Consider the following 20,862-nt stretch of genomic DNA (forward strand, 5'->3'; position numbering starts at 1 on the left):
CTACCCTAGGCATTTTAAGCTTTTTTTCTTTCTTAAAAACCTTTGATATTTGAGTTGAAGATATACTTTCCATGCCATAGACATAGTTATCTAAGCTAGAGATAAAACTATCTATATGTAATGACTCTGTTATATTATCAATGTTTAATATATTTATTTGTTCTTCAGTTAAACTATTAAAATGTTTATATATTTTATCTTGGATATATGACTTAGAAGCTTCAACAATATTTTTATCAGAACAATTTCTAAAAGTACTATTTAAATCAGTTAAACATTTATTTATATAATTAAATTCCTGTTTTTTTATAAAAGGATTCATAAAATTGTCACCTCATTTCGTATCTTAATGAAAGAATATCATTAATTAAGCAAGAGAACAATCCTATAAATGATTAGGAATCATTTATGAGCACATTTGCTTTTCTTCGTTTATAATTCTTCTAATACTTTTATCAGATAAAAAATATTTTTGCGACAAATCACTGATATTAAAACCATTAAGGTAATCTTTATATATTTCAATATTTCTAATTTTTAATTCAGTTTTTATACCACTGTTTTCACCCCAAGATTTTTGATTTTCTACTTTTCTTGGAATATAAACACATTCTCCATCAATATATTCTTGTAATATTTCAATAATTTCTTTAGGTAACACATCCGTTGCTTTTATATATTTCATTTTCTTTACTCCTTAAAATTTATAATTTTTAAGGCAAAGAATACAAAGCTATGTGTCGGATAACCTAATTCAGCTATTTAAAAGACTTAGGCTCCAAACAAAGCATAGCTGCTTGTAGTCTCTGCAAGGAGCAAAGTGATTTATAGCTGAAATTATATTTAAATAAATCCATAAAAAAAACACCTCCAATAATACTAAATATTATAGCATATATAATATTTAGTATAAAAATATTAAGGAAATTATTAACTATAAATACCAAAAATGCTATAATTTAAAAGTGAGTTTTTATAACATCAATTATAATAGGCTTAACTATGGGAGTTGGGGTTATATTAGCACAGTTTTATGGAGCAAAAGAAAATAAGAAATTTAAGGATGCGACAGTAACTTCATCTTTATTTATAGGCGGAGTTACCTTATTTATTATAATTATCTCTTTAATAGGGATTGATTTTATATTAAAAGCATTCAATATGCCAAATGAACTTTTAACTGATGCTAAAAGTTATTTAATTATAATCATATTAGGTCTTGGGTTTACATTTATTTATAATCTAGCGACAGCTTTATTAAGAGCAATAGGCGATTCTAAAAGACCTTTATATTTTCTTATAATAGCATCAATCATTAATGTAGTATTAGATATAATATTTGTTTTAGGCTTTAATTTAGGAGTATTAGGAGTGGCTGTTGCAACTATAATAGCACAAGGAGTATCAGCAATTATAAGTATTATATATGTCTATAAAAAAAATAGATTTTATAAGAATAGAAAGAAAAGATATAAAGATAAGCAAATATATATTTAAGGATGTAATGAGATATTCAGTATTAACGTCTATTCAGCAATCTATTATGAATTTCGGAATACTTATGGTACAAGGGCTTGTTAATACATTTGGATCGGTTGTAATGGCAGCATTTGCAGCAGGAGTTAAAATAGATTCACTTGCATATATGTCTGTACAGGATTTTGGCAATGCTTTTGCAACATTTGTGGCTCAAAATAAAGGAGCAAATAAAATTGAAAGAATAAAAGTTGGAGTTAAAGAATCTATAAAAATGATAGGAATTTTTTGTGTAGTAATATCAGCTTTAATATATATGTTTTCTAAAGATATAATGTATTTATTTATAAATAAAAATGAAATAGAAGTCATAGATTTAGGAGTTGAATATTTATCGGTAGTTTCAGTATTTTATATATTGATTGGATTCTTATTTATGTTTTATGGGTTATTTAGAGGATTTGGAATACTAAAGATATCAATAATTTTGACAATAGTATCTTTGGGAACACGGGTGATTTTAGCTTATGTACTTACAGCGACATCGCTAGGAGCAAGGGGGATTTGGTGGTCAATTCCTATAGGATGGGCATTAGCTGATATTATAGGAAGTATATATTATTATAAGATTATTAAGAAGGAAATTACACAAAAGAAAATGGGTCAAAATATAGAGGTAACAAACTAAAGATAAATTTAAATATAGAGAAAAATCATAAAAACAAAGGGAAAGTTAAATGAGGGGGAGATTTATGTTTAGTAGCAATGTAGATTTATTAAAGGGGAAAATATTAAAATCTCTTATAATATTTGCAATACCACTTTTTATATCGAGTCTTTTTCAGCAATTATATAACACTATAGATATAATGCTTGTAGGAAACTTTTTAGGGGAAACATCTTTAGCGGCAATAGGATCTTGTGCAGCAGTTTATGAGCTTTTAGTAGGGTTTTCTTTAGGAGTTGGAAATGGACTAAGTATAGTTACTTCTAGAGGATATGGTTCAGGCAATGAAGAACTTATAAAGAAATCTGTCGCAGGCTCTTTAATTATTGGAGCTGGAATAACTGCAATAATAATGATTTTAGGAGTAGTATTTCTATATCCATTATTAGAATTAGTAAATACACCAGCTAATATTATTGATGAAGCATATTCATATATATCAATAATATCATTATTTGTTGGAGTTACATTTCTTTATAATTTATGTTCAGGATTTTTAAGAGCTATTGGAAATAGTATGATGCCATTAATATTTCTTATAATAGCATCACTTTTAAATATAGTTTTAGATATTTTATTTATAACTCAATTTAACATGGGAATCAAAGGTGTAGCTATTGCGACAGTCATAGCACAAGCCATATCAGGAATACTATGTATCGTATATATTTGTTTTAAATGTCCAATCTTGATTCCTAGAAAAGAACATTTCAATATTTCAAAAGAGTTATATAAAGATTTACTAGGACAAGGTATGTCTATGGGAATTATGCTTTTAATTGTTTCAACAGGAACAGTTATATTACAAACTGCTATAAATAGTTTTGGACATTTAATAATAGCAGGACATACAGCAGCACGTAAAATAGGTAGTTTTGCAATGATACCTATAGGATCACTTTCAATGAGTTTATCTACTTTTGTGTCGCAAAATAAAGGCGCAAACCAAGGTTATAGAATAAGAAAAGCTGTATTTTATTCAAATATAATGTCGCTTATATGGGGTGGAATATTACTTCTTTCATTAATATTTTTAGCACCAGTTTTAGTAAAAGCATTAACTGGTTCTAGTGAAGAAGTATTAATTAATACAGGAGTAAAATATATAATATTAAATGCACCTTTTTATGCTGTTTTAGGAATTCTTTTAAATTTAAGAAATGCACTTCAGGGCATAGGAGAAAAAGTATTACCTCTTATATCTAGCATAATAGAGTTTATAGGAAAAATAGTTTTTGTAACGTTATTTATCCCAATGCTAAAATATCTAGGTGTTATTATTTGTGAGCCAGTTATTTGGTGCTTTATGTGTGCACAATTAGCATATGCTTTTTATAAAAATCCATATATTAGAGAAAATAAATTTGAGAAAATAAAAACAGAAAATGAAATAGAAAAAATATCAGTATAGATAAAATAGAATATATTGAAATAATTAATTTATTAAAGCTACTTCAAAGTTTGGAGTAGTTTTTTTATTAAAAAAGCAATAAACTTGCGCCATTATAAATTAAATGAATATATATAATTATAGAGTTAATATTTTAGGAGGAAAGTTTATGACATTATTTATAGAGTCAAATATAAATACAGTATCATTGCCAAATGGAACGTCTCCAATAATACAATATAACGATGTATTTCCTTTTAATAATGATATATTTCTTTCAAATGAAAGTTTACTTTATAGAGATGCACAAACAAATTCTTTTATTTTTAAAGAAGATGGAGAATTTTTTGTTTCTTGGTGGGCATCTATTACAAATACAGTTCCTAATAATTTGATTGGAATTGGACTTATGGAAGAAGGGAATGGAGAAACTCCATTTTGCTCAAATCCAGTAATAGTTAATATGAATGATGGAGAGATTTCAGGGGCATCTATTTTAAATATAACAACTGATAATTTGCCGTATTCTGTAACATTAAATAATGTTACAGGTATTGGAAGTGATAATACAGAAAGTATTTTAATGAATTTAAATAATCCAATAGCTGGTGGAATAACAATATTTAAAATGTCTCAAGGGAATGGAGTGGTAGGAGCTAAAGGTTCAATAGGTCCACGTGGAATTCCAGGAATGCAAGGAGTGACAGGGCTAATAGGACCACAAGGAATACAAGGAGTAATAGGAAAAGCTGGAATACAAGGACCGACAGGTCCACAAGGGATAATAGGTATGACAGGGCCTCAAGGGCCAATAGGAACAACAGGAATACAAGGGCCGATAGGACCGTCAGGAGGACCTCAAGGACCACAAGGAGAAACTGGAGAAGTAGGAGCAAAGGGAGCGACAGGAGAAATGGGTCCAACAGGACTACAAGGAGCGACAGGTGAAGTAGGTCCACAAGGACCAATAGGTCCGTCAGGAGGACCAATGGGGCCAATGGGACCACAAGGAATAGTTGGGTCACAAGGACCAATAGGTCCAAGAGGACCACAAGGTTCAGTCGGGATTAGAGGTGCACAGGGTCCACAAGGATTAGTCGGAGCAAGAGGGCCACAAGGACCAGTTGGAGCAAGAGGCCCAATGGGACCAGTTGGAATACAAGGTCAAACAGGAGCGACAGGTTCGGTTGGAGATCCAGGACCACAAGGTGCGACAGGAGCGACGGGGTCACAAGGAGTTCAAGGATTTATTGGGCCTAGAGGTTTACCAGGAATTCAAGGAGTTGCTGGAACAAGTGGAGCAGTTAATAAGATAAGTTTATTGACTTATGATTTAACATCAAATTTATCTGTAACAATTCCATTTAATGGGTTAGTAATATTTAATGAAGAAATTACAAATTCAGCATTAGTTTCAAATAGTATTAGTCAAAATTCAGCTATTTCTGTTAATGGTGCTAATATACAATTAAATGAAGTTGGATTATACAAATTTGGAATATCTTTAAATATTGAAAGTATAGATACAGATCAATATACTAGAATCAATATTAGTCAAATAAGTAATAATAATTCAACTGTAATCTATCAATATAGTAATACAGCGACAAGTGGAGAAATAAATATTGATGTGACAATTACGAATGTAGGTGCTTCAACAATAAATATTATCAATGTGTCGCAACCTTTAAATACTGGAACTGGAAATATAAATCTTATTACGGGAGTTAGTTTAAAAGGTAATTTAAATATTATAGGATTTACAGTAGGAAATTAAAAAAAGCTATTAAATAGAAAATCTATTTAATAGCTCTTTTTTTAAGGCTCATTTTGCATATTATATCTTTGAGATTGTTGAATAGTTATAACATAGTTATCTTTAGTTAAAGAAGGACCTTCAATATTATTTGTAATGATACTATCCATTTCAGTATTTACATCTTCAATTGAAGTAGCTGGATCTTTATTTTCAACAATAATTGTTTTCGGAATTTGATTAGCATCTTTAAATCCCATATATAAAACAACTTCATCTCCAAGATATTTGTAGCTGCCAACATTATAGCAAACTGGACAAGGTGAAGGAACTTGAATAGATTCAATTATAAAACCACAAGCTTGGCATTGCCATAAGACAACTCTATCTTTTTGAAATACTTCATTATTCAATAAATTATATTGTAATTTTTCAAAAAGAGAATGATGATATCTTTCTATATTATAGATATTAGTAAAGGCAGTACTTATTTCAGGAAAACCTTCATTAGTAGCTACAGTTGCATATTGAGGGTAATCAGTAGTAGCTATAATTTCATTGTTCAACGAAGAAACAATATTTTGTGCAGTAGTTCCTTTTGAAATAATGACTGAAGCTTGTGAGTTACTTTGTGATTGCTGAACATCGGAAGGAATAAAGTTAAGAAATACTTTATAGTGCTCATTTTCTTGATTAGCAATAGTAGAAAATATTTCAGAAATATCCCAAAATCCTTCAGTTAAAGCTACTTGGCTATAGATATAGTAACTAGTGCTAACTTGAGATTCTCTAACCATTGAACTTATAAGATTTTGTAATGTTTGAGAAGTTTCTAAAGAACTCATCAAAATACCTCCTTTTAGTCAGATAATATATGATATGTCTAAAGGCAGATTTTATTGATAAAAAATAAGTAGCGATGTTCACTACTTATTTAAATTACTTTACAGTTTTAAATCTTTTTTAGTATAAAAAATTCTTTTGTGTAGGTGTGGATAAAAGGCGTGTAGATGGGGATAGCCCTCAAGTAATGTTGATTGTAAATTACAACTAAGAATATTTATCATTAATAAATTAATTAGATATGTCTAAAGAGTTAAATTAAATTTAACAATTAAAATGTTTAATGATTTATGTTTTAGTACATTATATAATTTGAATAAATTAAATAAGTAAGAGCAAAAATTTATATAAGGAGAAGTATTTATGGTGAAAAATGATAAAAAGGTTAAAGTTGCATTTTTATCGATAATGTCAAATTCATTGCTGATAATTTTAAAGCTTATTGCAGGAATTTTGAGTGGGTCTGTAAGTATTATTTCAGAGGCGATTCATTCATCTGTAGACCTAATTGCAGCAATTGTTGCATTCTTTTCTGTTAGAATGTCGTCAAAGCCAGCAGACGATTTACACCCTTATGGACATGGGAAGATAGAAAATATTTCAGGAATAATAGAGGGTGTATTGATTTTATTAGCATCTATAATGATTATATATGAGGCTGTATTAAAAATGTTCCATCCAGAAGAAATAAGAAATGATGGGTTAGCAATAATAGTAATGCTTGTAGCAGCAGTAGTTAACTTTTTTGTTTCTAGAATATTATATAAGGTTGCAAAAGAAGAAGACTCTATGGCACTTCAAGCAGATGCATTACATTTAAAAACAGATGTAATTACATCTTTAGGAGTAGGGATAGGAATAATTCTTATAAAAATAACAGGAATAAATATTTTAGATTCAATTGTAGCAATTATAGTAGCAGTAATGATTATTAAAGAAGCTGTAGAGTTAGTTAAAGATGGATTTGATGAATTATTAGATAGAAGATTAAGTGATGAAGAAGAAAATGAAATAAAAAAAGTAATAGATAATAATCAAGATATGTTTTTAGATTATCACAAATTAAAGACTAGAAAAACAGGTAGCATGAAACATGTAGATTTTCATATAACACTTAAGCCTAATTTAACGGTAGAAGAAGCACATAATATCATGGGAAATTTAAAAAAATCAATGAATGAAAAATTCAAAAATATTAGAGTGACAATACATATTGACCCAGAAAAAAGAAAAAGTTGACAATTATTGGAATGAGTAATAAAATAAAAAAAGTAAAAGGTTTTCATTGGAACTTATTTGTAGAAATGAAATTTTTAAGCTGTAAAAAGAAAAATATCTTTTTACAGCTTTTTTTATTAGTAAAGGAGGGAAAACAAATGAGAAGTATTTTTGTTATTGGAGATAGTGTATCAATACATTATGGAACTTACTTAAAAGAATTATCAAAAGGTAAATTTAAATATGATAGAAAAAAGGGAGACGAGGCATTAATTGATTTAGATAAACCTTTAGGAGCAAATGCTGGCGACAGCACTATGGTTTTAGAATATTTAAAAAGCGAAAAAGAAAATGGGACAAGACATGATATTTTATTAATTAATTGTGGATTACATGATATTAGAAGAGATAGGATGTCGCAAAAGATACAGACAGATATAGATGATTATGAAGAAAATTTGCGACAAATAATAGATATAGCTAAAGTAATAGGAAATGAAGTAATATGGGTTATGTCAACACCTGTCGTAGATGAAATACACAATAAAAGGATAGATGGGTTTCTTAGATATAATTTAGATTTAGAAGAATATAATACTGTCGCAAAAAAAGTGATGGAAGAAAAAAATATAAAAATAATTGATTTAAATAGATATACAAAAGCACTGGGAACAGAAATATATTGTGATCATGTGCATTTTAAGAGTGAGATAAGAATGCTTCAAGCAAACTTTATAATAAATTCTTTAAATTAAATGTTGACTTTCTCCCTACGTAAAACTTTAGAATAAATAGTGTCAGGAGGTGCTTTATGGATTATACAATAAAAAAATTAAGTGATTTAGCAGGAATAAGTACGCGTACACTTAGGTATTATGATGAAATTAATTTATTAAAACCCCAAAAGGTAACAGAAGCTGGATATAGGGTATATGGAGAAGAGCAAATTAATAAATTACAACAGATATTATTTTATAAATCTATGGATATTGAATTAAAAGATATAAAAGAGATATTATCTAATCCAGACTATGATGTGCAAAAGTCACTTGAAAATCATTATAGAAAATTAATAGAGAAAAGGGAGCACCTTGAGGCATTAATACAAACTGTCGAAAAGACAATAGCATATAGTAAAGGGGAGATTGATATGACAGATACAGAAAAATTTGAATGCTTTAAAAAAGAAAAGATAAAGAAAAATGAAAAACAATATGGAAAAGAAATTAGGAAAAAGTATGGGGAAGAAAGTGTTAGTAATTCCTATAATAAATTTTCTAAATTAACAGAGGAAGAATTTAAGGAAATGGCTAGATTAGAAGATGAAATGATTGAGAAACTTTTGATTGTTAATGAAAATAAAGATTTAAATTCAGATGAAGCAAAGATAGTTTTTGAAAATCATAAAAAATGGCTTTCTTTTAATATGGAATATAAGAAGGAAGTTCATCAAGGATTAGCAGAGATGTATGTTTTAGATGAAAGATTTGCAGAATATTATAATAAAAAAGCAAATAAAAGAGTAGTTGAAACATTAAGAGATATAATATTGGAATATACAAAACTTTAAAGCAAAAGTTATTAACAGATACGGGGAAAAATGAGTAAAAGTAGTGGATAAATTAGTATTAGATGTGGATAAGTTTAATAAAATAATAAATAAAAAATTCAGTATAAATAAAGTCTAAAATTAAGGCGTAAAGATAGTAATTCTAGGGGCTGATATGGTATAATTAAATAGAGAAAATAGTTATATAACTAAAGCGAAATATTATGTTTTGCTTTAGTTAATTTTTTTGTATTAAGGAATGAAAATGGGATGGAAAATAAAATTATAGAAACTATGAATATTGAAAAAATACTATGTTTTGCATTAGATATTGCAGAGAATATGCTGAGATGTAATGCTGAAATTAATAGAGTTGAAGATACGGTTATAAGAATTTGCAAAAGCTATGGAGATGTTAAAGTAGATGTCTTTGCAATTAAAACTTTAATAATCGCTACAATAAGAAATACGAATGCTGAAAGTTTTACTCAAACTAGAAGGGTACATTCAAGCGAAATAAATTTAGAAAAATTAGAGGAACTAAATAGATTATCAAGATATATATGTGAGAATAAACCTAGTGAAGTTGAAATTGAGAAAAAGATAAATACATTTAGATTAACGGATTTTTCTATTACAACAAAAAATCTTTTAGGTGGAATATTGGGTTCTACAGGATTTTGTGTTTATTTTGGAGGAGGAGCTAGAGATGTTGTAGCGGTTGGGATTATTGCTATAATAGTTTTCTTTATAAATAAGTATGCAAAAAGATTTACTGTCAATCCTATTGTTTATACAACAATTATTTCTTTTATAATTGGATGGCTTGCAATTATATCAGTAAAAATTGGTATTGGAGCAAATGTAGATAAGATAATAATAGGTGACGTTATGTTGGTAATTCCAGGAATGGCTATGGTAACAGGGTTTAGAGATATGTTAACAGGCGATATTTTAGCAGGAACTATTAGATTAATAGATACAATCCTTATAACTGTCGCAATTACTTGTGGATTTGCACTTGCATTATATACAGGAGGTTTTATGTAATATGCAATATTTAATTGAAATAGCATCTTGTGTAGTGGGAGCTTTAGGATATGCATTAATGTACAATGTAAAAAGAGATAAAATCATACCAGCGACAATTGGCGGATTTGTAACAATTACGGTATATGTGGTTACGAATAAAATGTTTAATCAAATTATTTTACCGACTACATTAGCATCTGCAGCAATAACAATATACTCAGAAGTGTTAGCACGTAAGTTAAAATCACCTGCGACAGTATTCTTATTACCTGGAATTATACCTTTAGTTCCAGGAGGAGGATTATTTTATACTATGAGTGGATTGTTGACAGGTAATGAGTGGGAGTTTCATTATTATGGAATGAGCACATTTCAAACAGCTGTAGGAATAGCAATTGGAGTTATTCTAACATCAGTAATTGTATATCATATAAATAAAAGCTTATATATGAAAATGAAGAAAGCTAAAGAGAATATAAAAAAGTAAAATAAAAAGACTGTCGTATTTGACAGTCTTTTTTTATAAAGATTTTTTAATAAACCAAATTATAAAAATTGAGTTTAATTTAAATTAGTTATTGATAAATTGTCTTCATATTTAAATAATTTAATATCAGAAGAATTTAAATCTTCATTAAATAAGTTCACAGAACTTAAAGCAAGACTATGATATGTCTTATAAGTATAAGTACCTTTTTCTAAATTCATACAGCTAGTATATTGAGTAAATTCATTTACACCATCATTTTTAGCAGTACCTCTTACCATTGCGACATTATTCATTATATGAAAATAATCACCCATAGAAACATCTTCATTTTGTAAAACAAAGTTTCTTAAAAAAGCAGCTCTAATAAATCTAGAAGGAGCAGTAGTGTCTCCAGGTAAACCAATTAAACCAGCACCTCTACCAGTAGGAGTTAATTCTTTATCACTACACATAGTTTTAGAGATCTGAGTTGGAATTGTATTTGTATATTGTCTTAAGTTAGTAAGTTGCCAATCAAATGTTGGAGGATTTGTTAGAACACCAACTTCGTTATCATAAACTTTCATACCATCTTTAGTTTTTTCAATTACAATGCTTTTTCCAGATCTATCAGAAGCAATCCAATGTAAGCATACATTAGGGATTTTTTCATCTATTCTAATATCCATTAAATTTACTTGAAGGACATTTTTCTTTACATCTTCAATATTGTCAAAGTTTGATAATATCCAAAGCATAAAATCAAAAGCAGGGATATTGATTTTATCATTTACAAAATCTTTTTCTAATCCACCAAATTCATCACCAAAGTTAAGGCCAGCTATTCCAAGTCCTTTTTCATTCATTCCATCTGAAAGCATAGGATGATTTGCCATCATACTAATCATTGCTACCATAGCATATTTAGTTTTTTCAATTTTTTTAGTTGAAATATTTGTATAAGTATAATCTCTTGGAATAACACCAACAGATTGTCCGAAATAATATTCTAAATCCATATTTCTTCCAAATAAATGTTCACCGTTTTTAGTAGTTAAAGTTAATCCTGTACACATATAAATCACTCTTCTTTCGTAAAATATTTTCTAAATATAGTATTAGCAAAAAAGATGCCAAAATTCAGTTGTGAGAAATAAAGGGCTGAGAGGCGTAAATAAATTAAATCACTGAAAAAAGAGTTATTATTGAATGAAATAGAAAAAGGTTAAGTCAAAAATGAATTTAAATCTAAATAAGCAATTTTTATTAAGTCAAAAATGAATTTTTTATATAAAAATTTATTTTTTGCCTATTAAAAGGTACACTATAATAAAGTAATACTTTGAAAAAATGGAGTGATTCTTTATGAATAATGTGGATATTTATAAAAATATATTAGATGAAATATATCATGGGATTTTTGTCACAAATAAGGATGGGATAATTTTATATTGTAATGAGGCTTTTTGTAGAAGTTATAATTTAAATAGTAACGATATAATAGGGAAATCAGTTGCAGTAGTAAGAAATAGAATAAAAAAAGGAAAACAAATAATTCCAATAGTAATGAAAGAAAAAGAAGAGATTTCCTTGTTTCAAGAAACTATCTACGGGAAAAAATTATTTTTAAATGCAAAGCCAATATTAGATGGAAATGGAGAAATAACAATGATAATTGAAACAGTAGTAGAAGTATTAAATACTGAGAGCAATTATCCATATTTTACTATAGAAGATATAGATTTAAAAGAAAAGAAAGATGATGAGACAAATATTAATGATTTAGTGGAATATGAAAATCTAGAAAGAATTGCACAGTTTGATGTTACAGTCTTATTATTAGGTGAATCTGGAACAGGAAAATCTACTTGTGCAAAGTTTATACATGAGCTTAGTCCTAGAAAAGATAATCCTTTTGTTACTATAAACTGTACGACACTACCAGAAAATTTAATTGAATCAGAGCTTTTTGGGTATGTTAAAGGGGCTTTTACAGGAGCTATGAAAGAAGGTAAAAAGGGATTAGTTGAATTAGCTAACAAAGGAACTTTATTTCTAGATGAAATAGGAGATTTACCATTAACATCTCAGAGTAAATTATTAGAGTTAATAGAAAATAAAACATTTATGCCTATTGGTGGAAGCTTAAAGAAACAAACAGATATAAGAATTATTGCAGCAACTAATAAAGATATAAAAGAAATGATTAATAAAGGAACATTTAGAGAAGATTTATATTATAGATTAAATGTAATGGAGTGGAAATTACCGCCACTTAAAAATAGGAAAGAGGAAATACCTTCTTTAATAAGTATATTCGTAAAGAACTTTAATGAAAAATATAATATGCAAAAAGAATTTGATGAAGATGCTATAGAAGAATTGAAGAGATATGATTGGCCAGGAAATATAAGAGAATTGAAACATATAGTAGAAAAAATAATGATATCAATAAGACAAGACAAGATTGTATTAGAGGATATTGAAAAATTTCTCAAAACTATAGAATCAGAATATCCAAAAGATGACTTGAAGATTCCAACATTAAAAGAGTATTTAGATGGATTTGAAAAAATACTTATTTTAACAGCATATAATAAATATCGAAATTCTTATAAAGTTGCAGAGGTATTAGATATTTCTCAAAGCCAAGCATCACGTAAAATAAGAAAATATATATATAAATAAAAGATATTGCCTAGGCAATATCTTTTATTTTTTTTAATGAATTTTTATAGATAATAAGATTACTTAAAATAAGAATATTAGTATCTTTATTTAAGTTTAGATGGCTTTTATTTAATTCTATAAGCGGTATAGAGTTAAAATTTAAATTTTCTTTGTAATTAGCTAAAAAGATTTTATGACTTTTAGATAATTCTTCTATAGCTTCTTTTATATAATGCTTGTCCTTGGAGGAGATGGATTGGAGTTGCTCTTTTTGATTGAAAATTAAATATAAAAGATTATAAGAAGCAGTTGAAACATCTCCAAGCATTTTTAATGTACCGATTTTAGTTCGATAATGTCTTAGATGGTTAGTTAAAGAAGTGGTTTCTAGTTCTTTTTCTAATAAATCAATATTAGGTTTTATACTATTTAAGGATTTATTTAAAGTATTGAAATCTTCAAGGGAAAGATTATCAACATTTTCTAATAAAGAGTCTTGAATTTTAAATAAATCTTTATTGAATTTAAATAATACTTTCTCAAGCTTAAAACCTTGATTCAAAGGAAGAACAAGTTCATTGACCAATATAGCTAAAATAGATCCTATTATTATTGATACGAATCGTGATTCAGTTGCTGATGGTGTGCTCATTATCATAAAAAATACTAAGCTTGCAGCAATTAAGCTAACTAAACTAAGTTTTCTTTTAGCTAAATTAAATTTGTAATATATAAGCATTGTAACTGAAGAAATAATTGCAAGAGAATAGATATCCCATTTAAGTAAAATTCCAATTACTAAAGTTATAACAGCACCTATAACATTAACAACAATTCTTTGAATGCAATAAGTTCTTGTTGCTGATACAGAAGGTAGAAAAGCAAAAATTATAGAAATTGTTATAACTGTGGTAGTTGCACTTATATAATGAGTAAATGAACTTAAGAAAATTCCAATTAATGAAGCAATCAAGACTTTTAAAGCTTTAATTTCATCACAAATAGATAGCTCCATCAAGACAGTATTTAGTTTTTTCATAAATAGCCCCCTTCACATAATTATATTGTAGCATTTATTTATTTTTTATAGAGAAAATTAAAGGAAATAAAGAAGAGAAAGATATAAAAATAACCAGTTTTATTAAAGAAAATAAAGTAAGATAATAAATTATAATAAAAATTACATAAATGTAAATAAATGTTGTTAAAGTGTCTTTGGGATAGTATAATTTTAATGTAAAATGCTTGTAAAAGACTGACTTTGAGACATTTTACTAAAAATAATTATATATTTTAGGGGGAGACATTATGAAGAGGAAAGTACTTGCTATGGCAATGACACTTCTAATGGCAACTGGTATTTTAGCTGGTTGTGGAGGGGCGTCAGGAGATGACTCAGACAAAAAAGATGCTATGAACGTTGGGATGGTTACAGACGTAGGAACTATTGATGACAAAAGCTTTAACCAAGGTACTTGGGAAGGTATTCTTGAAGCTAAAAAAGAACTTGGTGTTAAAGAAAAATACTTACAACCAGGGGGGCAAACAAAAGCAGACTACTTAACAGAAATAAATAATATGTATGATGCAGATTTTAAATTTATTGTTGCACCAGGATATAAATTTGAACAAGCTATATATGAAGCACAAGATAAATATACAGATGCAAAGTTTGTATTAATAGATGGAAGCCCAAATGATGGAGCAGAAAAAGATCCAAAATCTAAAGTTGGAGATAATACAGTTTCAATATTCTATGCTGAAGAACAATCAGGATTCTTAGCAGGTGTTGCAGCAACAGTAGAATTAAAAACAGGAGATTTAGGTTTTATTGGAGGTCTTGAAATACCACCAGTACAAAAGTTCAACTGGGGATTCCAACAAGGTGTTGAATATGCTAATAAGAATCTTGGCGCAAAGGTTACTTTAAAGAAAGAAAATATTAAATATTCAAATTCATTTGAAGATGTAGCATTAGGACAACAAATTGCTGCAACTATGTATGACAGAGGAGTTAAAGCTATATTTGCATCAGCTGGAAAAGTTGGAGTTGGTGTTATAACTGAAGCTAAAACTAGAGCTAAATCTGGAAAAGATGCTTGGGTTATTGGTGTTGATGTTGATCAGTTTGAAGAAGGTAAGTATGAAGGAGATAAATCTGTTATTTTAACTTCAGCAACTAAGAAAATTGGTAAATCAGCATTTGATATGGTTAAAAGTGAGCAAGATGGGAAATTCCCAGGTGGAGAAACTTTAACTTATGATGTAAAGAATGATGGAGTTGGTATTCCAGAAACTAATCCAAATCTTTCAGATGAGACAATTAAAACAGTTAATGAAGTAAAAGAAAAAATGAAATCTGATGAAATTAAAGTTTCAGCAGAAAAAGGTGATTTAATAGCTTAATTATATATAGGGAATCTCAAAAAAATAATATCAATCAATTGATTAAAACTTTTTGAGAAGCCCTTTTTTTATCTAATTATACATTAGGGGGAAATGGAAATGGCATATGTAGTGGAAATGCTAAATATCCGTAAGGAATTTTCAGGAATAGTGGCAAATGATAATATAACTTTAACTTTAAAAAGGGGAGAAGTGCATGCTCTTTTAGGTGAAAATGGTGCTGGAAAGTCTACACTTATGAGTGTTCTTTTTGGAATGTACCAACCAGATAGAGGAACTATAAAAATTGATGGAAAAGAAGTTAAAATAACAGGACCTAATAAGGCTAATGAATATGGAATAGGAATGGTTCATCAGCACTTTAAACTTGTTGAAAACTTTACTGTAACAGAAAATATAATTTTAGGTTGTGAACCTAAAAAGTTTGGAGTAATGGTAGATAAGGCTAGTGCAGCTAAAAAGATACAAGAATTATCAAAAAAATATAATTTAAATGTGGATCCGAATTCAAAGATTGAAGATATATCTGTTGGAATGCAACAGAGAGTAGAAATATTAAAAATGCTTTATAGAAATGCAAATGTACTTATATTTGATGAACCGACAGCTGTTTTAACGCCACAAGAGATAAAAGAGTTAATGAATATAATAAGAGACCTTATAAAAGAAGGGAAGTCTGTTATTATAATAACTCATAAGTTAAAAGAGATAAAAGAAATTGCTGATAGATGTACCGTTATTAGAAGAGGAAAATATATAGGAACAGTAGATGTAAAAGAAACCAATGAAGCTGAAATGGCAAAAATGATGGTAGGAAGAGAAGTTTCATTTAAAGTAAGTAAAGATGAAGCTAAGGTAGGAGATGTAGTATTAAAAGTAGATAATTTATCAGTAAATAATAATAGAAAAGTACTAGGACTTAAAAACTTTTCTATAGATGTTAAAGGTGGCGAAATTCTTGGTATAGCTGGAGTTGAAGGTAATGGCCAAGTTGAGCTAGTTGAAGCGATAACAGGAATGAGAAAAGTTGTTTCAGGTAATATTGAGTTCTTAGGAAGTAGTATAGAGAAACTTTCAATTAGAGATAGAATAGATAAAGGAATTGCATATATTCCTGAAGACAGACATAAAAGAGGATTAGTTTTAGATTATAGTTTAGAAAATAATATGGTGCTTAAAGCATATAAAAATAAACCATTTTCAAATAAAGGAATAATAAATAAAAAGGCTATAAGAGAATATGCAAAAGAAATAATAAAGGCTTTTGATGTAAGATCAGCAGAAGATGAAGTAACAATAGTTCGATCTATGTCAGGAGGAAATCAACAAAAGGCTATTATAGGAAGAGAAATTGAAATGAAGCCTGAATTACTTATAGCAGTACAACCAACTAGGGGACTTGATGTAGGTTCAATAGAATATATCCATAAGAGATTAATAGAGGAGAGAGATAAAGGAAAAGCAGTTTTATTAGTTTCTCTTGAGTTAGATGAAATATTAAATGTATCAGATAGAATAGCTGTTATTAATAGTGGAGAGCTAATAGGAATAGTTGATGCTGATGATACAGATGAAAATGAAATAGGGCTTATGATGGCAGGAGTTAAAAAGGAGGAAAAGGTAAATGGGTAAAAAACAAACGATATTATCTTTACTTGCAGTAGTTCTTGGTCTTATAGCTGGTGCAATACTTATGTTTGCAATAGGTAAAAATCCAGTGGAAGGATATTCTTTCTTATTAAAAGGTGGATTAATGAATATAGAAAGAATAGGAAATACTTTAGCAACTGCATCACCTTTAATATTAACAGGACTTTCTGTTGCATTTGCATTTAAGACAGGACTATTTAATATTGGAACACCAGGACAAATGTTAGTAGGAGGATTCGTAGCTTTAGCATTAGGATTAACATTAGAATTACCTAAAGTTCCTATGCTTTTATTAATGATTTTCTCAGCAATGGTTGCAGGAGCTTTATGGGCTTCTATTCCGGGATTATTGAAAGCAAAATTTAATGTTCATGAAGTTGTTTCGAGTATAATGATGAACTGGATTGCTTATTGGATAGTTTTCTATGCAATCCCAGCAAATTTTAAGGGAAGTGTTGAAACAGAATCAGCAGCATTAACAGAAAATGCCACATTATCAGTTAAAGCTCTTTCAGAAGCGTTTAATGGATCATTTATAAATTTAGGAATATTAATTGCATTAATAGCAGTTACTGTAATTGCATTTATTTTAAATAAAACTGTTCTAGGATATGAGTTAAAGGCAGTTGGATTTAATAGACATGCTGCTGAATATGCAGGAATGCCTGTTAACAGAAATATAGTTCTTTCAATGATGATTGCAGGTGGACTTGCAGGACTTGCTGGGGTAGCACAATATGCAGGAAATACAGCATCAATGCAAATAGGAGTTATGCCAAGTCAAGGATTTGATGGAATAGCTGTTGCGCTTCTTGCAGGAAATACACCAATTGGAGTGTTATTCTCAGCATTATTCTTTGGTATTTTATATACAGGAAGAGGATATATGAGTGCTATGGCAGAGATTCCACCTGAAATAGCAGGAACAATTATAGCTATAATAATTTATTTTGCAGCAACAAGCACAGTAATAGGTAGAGTTATGGATAATATAAAAAGAAAACGAAATAAAAAGAAAGATGATTCTTCAAATAGTTCATCAAAGGAGGATTCAGTATGTGGAGTATAGTAGAGCAAATATTTCCTTATGCAATGGCATATATGATACCTTTATTAATTACAGCTCTTGGAGCATTATACTGTGAGCGTAGTGGAGTTATAAATATAGGACTTGATGGTTTCATGATAGTTGGTTCTTTTGCAGGAGCATTTACTATAGTGGAGTTACAAGATAAGGTTCCAGTTGGAAGCTCAATGCACCTTTGGATAGGATTATTAGTAGCATTTGTAGTAGGAGCAATTTTCTCATTATTACATGCTTTTGCAAGTATAAATCTTTGTGCAAACCAAGTTATAAGTGGAACAGCAATCAATATGATAGCTGGATCATTAACTATCTTCTTAGCTAGAAGTATAACAGGTAGCGGAAATATAGGAATTAAAATGGGGTTTGTACCAGTAGATATTCCTGTGTTATCAAAGATTCCAGTAATAGGACCATTATTATTTACAAAGACTTATCCAACTACTTGGTTAGTTCTTGGAATTATTTTATTAAGTACTTTTATTTTATATAAAACAAGTTTTGGAATGAGACTTAGAGCATGCGGAGAACATCCGCAAGCAGCTGCAGCAGCAGGAGTAAGTGTATTTAAAATGAGATATGCTGGAGTAATGATTTCAGGTGGGCTTGCAGCTCTTGGTGGAGCAATTATTATAGTAACTTATGCAGGTGAGTTCAATGGAAGTGTCGCAGGGCTAGGATTCTTAGCATTAGCAGCATTAATATTTGGGCAATGGAAACCACTTGGAATATTAGGAGCGACAATGTTCTTTGGGTTTGCGACAACAATAGCAAATGTTTCTGGTGTAATTCCGTCATTAGAAAGTATTCCGCCAGTAGCATTGAAATTATTCCCGTATATTGTGACACTTGTGGCGTTGATAATATTTTCAAAATCATCACAAGCACCTAAAGCGGCAGGAGAGCCTTTTGATGCAGGAAAGAGATAAGAGTTAGAAGAAAAATAAATTTTAGAAGATAATAAAATTAAGACAGATGTAGCGAAAGCGACATCTGTCTTTTAAATTTAACTTTAAAGATAGAAACAGTATGAGTTTGAAATGCGACACTACTTTGTCAATAGATCTAGAATTTCAGCTTTTGTTTCTTTAAAGTAAATATTATTTCTGAAATTTGCAACAATAGATTCTTTTGCGTCAGGATTAGAACAAATTTTTTCATTAACATTAGAAGGGAATTCTAAAAACTTATTCAATATTTTTCCGGATGAATTAAGTTTAAGTATTGTAGGAATTTTAATGTCGCCTGTTAAAGTTTTAAGAAGCTCTTCATGTCCTTCTTTATTAAAAAACTTTATATTTATATTAGGATTGTGTTTTGATAATTCTAATAAAACAGGAATAACTGTTGCAGCATCTCTACAGCGTGGCATAGAAAAAACTATAATGTCATGATTATCTTTTAAAGTTGGAATAGAGGAAGTATGAATTGGAGATTTTGCATAAAACTCTTCAATCATATCTCTGTCTTCATCTGTTGCTAAATTTAAATATTCATTATAAGTAAGACCAGTATTAATATCTATCATTTAATTCACCCCTTTATATTTAATAATAGAAAATGTGAAATAGAAAAGCAAATTATAATGCTTAATATTAACATTATAAGAGAATTTTAGAATTTTATTCTTAAAATATAGAAATAATAAGGAAGTTTGTGGTAAAATTTGTTAAAATTAAAATAAAGAAAACAGATAGGAAAAAGTAGATTATAAAAAAGGAAGAGAGAAATTTTTAAAAGGGTTAAAAATTAAATTTAAGATAAAAATAGTCTATTCATATATAACTATGTATTAACTGACTTTAACTGACCTTTGAAATGGAAATTAAATAAAAGATATAGGGGATGAGAAAAATGAGGGGAAAAATTTTAATAATAGAAGATGACAATGATATAAATTTATTGCTTTCAGATATGTTAGAAAATGAAAAGTATAATGTAACTTCTGCTTTTTCAGGAACAGAAGGATTAATTTATATAGATAAAGAAAAATTTAATTTAGTTATTTTAGATTTAATGTTACCAGGAAAGTCTGGGGAAGAAGTTATAAGTTTAATAAGAGAAAAAATTGATGTTCCCGTGATTATTATTTCTGCAAAGGAAGAAAAGGGAATTAAAGCAAAGCTTTTGAGGATAGGAGCAGATGACTTTATAAGCAAGCCTTTTGATATTGATGAAGTTTTAGCTAGAGTTTATGCAAATATCAGAAGATATAAAGGGAGTATTATTGAAGAAGAAAAGGATTCTTACAAGGAAATAAAAATAGATTTAGAAAGTAGACGGGTAAAAATAAATGAGAAAGAAATAATATTAACTTCAACGGAATTTGATATATTAAATCTTATGATTAAATATCCAGATAAAGTTTTTTCTAAAACAAACTTATTTAAAAGTGTGTGGGGAGAAGATTTTATTTGCGATGATAATACAATTACGGTTCACATAAGTAACTTAAGAAATAAAATAAAAAAAGCAGGAGCAAAAGAAAAATACATTAAAACTATTTGGGGTATTGGATATAAATTAAATGGGAATTAAGACTTTCTTAAGACTTTCTTTGAAGTTATTTAGAAGTCCATGTCTATTATAAAG

The 20,862-nt window shown here is 28.6% G+C and carries 20 protein-coding genes and 1 pseudogene; 15 read left to right on the forward strand and 6 right to left on the reverse strand.

Annotation, left to right across the window (positions count from 1 at the left end; genetic code table 11):
- Together Q0W06_RS12875 and Q0W06_RS12880 are read right to left on the reverse strand one after the other, a co-directional pair.
- Positions 1-322: pseudogene (locus tag Q0W06_RS12875) on the reverse strand (elongation factor G-binding protein); the annotation flags it as partial.
- An 84-nt stretch (positions 323-406) separates the two neighbouring features.
- Positions 407-685 carry a CD3324 family protein gene (locus Q0W06_RS12880; protein WP_297636242.1) on the reverse strand — a complete coding sequence of 93 codons (279 nt, stop codon included), beginning with the start codon at positions 683-685 and terminating at the stop codon, positions 407-409.
- 317 nt (positions 686-1,002) lie between these two features.
- On the opposite strand from Q0W06_RS12880, the gene Q0W06_RS12885 reads away from it, so the two are divergent.
- The 4 genes from Q0W06_RS12885 (at position 1,003) to Q0W06_RS12900 (ending at position 5,370) form a co-directional block, all read left to right on the forward strand.
- Positions 1,003-1,497: an MATE family efflux transporter gene (locus Q0W06_RS12885; RefSeq protein ID WP_297636245.1), complete on the forward strand. Its 495-nt coding sequence runs from the start codon at positions 1,003-1,005 to the stop codon at positions 1,495-1,497.
- A complete protein-coding gene (locus Q0W06_RS12890; protein ID WP_297636247.1) occupies positions 1,427-2,164 on the forward strand; it encodes an MATE family efflux transporter in 738 nt (245 codons plus the stop codon). The genes Q0W06_RS12885 and Q0W06_RS12890 overlap by 71 nt, the downstream gene beginning before the upstream one ends.
- A 64-nt stretch (positions 2,165-2,228) precedes the next feature.
- Positions 2,229-3,614 (forward strand): MATE family efflux transporter, encoded by a 1,386-nt coding sequence (locus tag Q0W06_RS12895; RefSeq protein WP_297636250.1) that lies wholly within the window; start codon positions 2,229-2,231, stop codon positions 3,612-3,614.
- 148 nt (positions 3,615-3,762) lie between these two features.
- Entirely contained in the window at positions 3,763-5,370 is a 1,608-nt protein-coding gene (locus Q0W06_RS12900) for a hypothetical protein (RefSeq protein ID WP_297636252.1), read from the forward strand.
- 41 nt (positions 5,371-5,411) lie between these two features.
- On the opposite strand, the gene Q0W06_RS12905 is transcribed toward Q0W06_RS12900, so the two are convergent.
- Positions 5,412-6,194, reverse strand: coding sequence for a ferritin family protein (locus tag Q0W06_RS12905; protein ID WP_297636254.1), 783 nt, complete (start codon positions 6,192-6,194; stop codon positions 5,412-5,414).
- A gap of 361 nt (positions 6,195-6,555) precedes the next feature.
- On the opposite strand from Q0W06_RS12905, the gene Q0W06_RS12910 reads away from it, so the two are divergent.
- From Q0W06_RS12910 to Q0W06_RS12930, 5 genes are all read left to right on the forward strand, one after another.
- Positions 6,556-7,431, forward strand: coding sequence for a cation diffusion facilitator family transporter (locus Q0W06_RS12910; RefSeq protein WP_297636256.1), 876 nt, complete (start codon positions 6,556-6,558; stop codon positions 7,429-7,431).
- A gap of 137 nt (positions 7,432-7,568) precedes the next feature.
- Positions 7,569-8,165 (forward strand): SGNH/GDSL hydrolase family protein, encoded by a 597-nt coding sequence (locus Q0W06_RS12915; RefSeq protein ID WP_297636258.1) that lies wholly within the window; start codon positions 7,569-7,571, stop codon positions 8,163-8,165.
- Positions 8,166-8,221: 56 nt separating this feature from the next.
- Positions 8,222-8,980 carry a MerR family transcriptional regulator gene (locus tag Q0W06_RS12920; protein ID WP_297636260.1) on the forward strand — a complete coding sequence of 253 codons (759 nt, stop codon included), beginning with the start codon at positions 8,222-8,224 and terminating at the stop codon, positions 8,978-8,980.
- 249 nt (positions 8,981-9,229) lie between these two features.
- Positions 9,230-10,009 (forward strand): threonine/serine exporter family protein, encoded by a 780-nt coding sequence (locus Q0W06_RS12925; protein ID WP_297636262.1) that lies wholly within the window; start codon positions 9,230-9,232, stop codon positions 10,007-10,009.
- Position 10,010: 1 nt separating this feature from the next.
- Positions 10,011-10,478, forward strand: coding sequence for a threonine/serine exporter family protein (locus Q0W06_RS12930; RefSeq protein ID WP_297636265.1), 468 nt, complete (start codon positions 10,011-10,013; stop codon positions 10,476-10,478).
- 74 nt (positions 10,479-10,552) lie between these two features.
- On the opposite strand, the gene bsh is transcribed toward Q0W06_RS12930, so the two are convergent.
- A complete protein-coding gene (gene bsh / locus Q0W06_RS12935) occupies positions 10,553-11,536 on the reverse strand; it encodes a choloylglycine hydrolase (protein WP_297636268.1) in 984 nt (327 codons plus the stop codon).
- 289 nt (positions 11,537-11,825) lie between these two features.
- On the opposite strand from bsh, the gene Q0W06_RS12940 reads away from it, so the two are divergent.
- On the forward strand, positions 11,826-13,148 hold the full coding sequence (locus Q0W06_RS12940; protein ID WP_297636271.1) for a sigma 54-interacting transcriptional regulator: 1,323 nt from the start codon (positions 11,826-11,828) through the stop codon (positions 13,146-13,148).
- A 10-nt stretch (positions 13,149-13,158) separates the two neighbouring features.
- Here the strand turns inward: Q0W06_RS12940 and Q0W06_RS12945 are convergent, their stop codons facing one another.
- The gene (locus Q0W06_RS12945; RefSeq protein WP_297636274.1) at positions 13,159-14,169 is read right to left on the reverse strand and encodes an FUSC family protein; all 1,011 of its coding nucleotides are present in this window, start codon (positions 14,167-14,169) and stop codon (positions 13,159-13,161) included.
- Between the two features lie 269 nt (positions 14,170-14,438).
- Here Q0W06_RS12945 and Q0W06_RS12950 point away from each other — a divergent pair, with 269 nt between their 5' ends.
- From Q0W06_RS12950 to Q0W06_RS12965, 4 genes are all read left to right on the forward strand, one after another.
- Entirely contained in the window at positions 14,439-15,536 is a 1,098-nt protein-coding gene (locus Q0W06_RS12950) for a BMP family ABC transporter substrate-binding protein (protein ID WP_297636277.1), read from the forward strand.
- 99 nt (positions 15,537-15,635) lie between these two features.
- Complete coding sequence (locus tag Q0W06_RS12955; protein WP_297636280.1) at positions 15,636-17,168, forward strand: ABC transporter ATP-binding protein; 1,533 nt, start codon at positions 15,636-15,638, stop codon at positions 17,166-17,168.
- A complete protein-coding gene (locus tag Q0W06_RS12960) occupies positions 17,161-18,255 on the forward strand; it encodes an ABC transporter permease (RefSeq protein ID WP_297636283.1) in 1,095 nt (364 codons plus the stop codon). The genes Q0W06_RS12955 and Q0W06_RS12960 overlap by 8 nt, the downstream gene beginning before the upstream one ends.
- Entirely contained in the window at positions 18,243-19,199 is a 957-nt protein-coding gene (locus tag Q0W06_RS12965) for an ABC transporter permease (RefSeq protein ID WP_297636286.1), read from the forward strand. The genes Q0W06_RS12960 and Q0W06_RS12965 overlap by 13 nt, the downstream gene beginning before the upstream one ends.
- A 119-nt stretch (positions 19,200-19,318) precedes the next feature.
- Here the strand turns inward: Q0W06_RS12965 and Q0W06_RS12970 are convergent, their stop codons facing one another.
- Entirely contained in the window at positions 19,319-19,798 is a 480-nt protein-coding gene (locus tag Q0W06_RS12970) for a thioredoxin family protein (RefSeq protein WP_297636288.1), read from the reverse strand.
- Positions 19,799-20,115: 317 nt separating this feature from the next.
- On the opposite strand from Q0W06_RS12970, the gene Q0W06_RS12975 reads away from it, so the two are divergent.
- Complete coding sequence (locus Q0W06_RS12975) at positions 20,116-20,808, forward strand: response regulator transcription factor (protein WP_297636291.1); 693 nt, start codon at positions 20,116-20,118, stop codon at positions 20,806-20,808.
- Positions 20,809-20,862 lie beyond the last annotated feature (54 nt).

Origin of the sequence: uncultured Clostridium sp. (assembly GCF_947072515.1) — a bacterium.
Lineage (GTDB): Bacteria > Bacillota > Clostridia > Clostridiales > Clostridiaceae > Clostridium.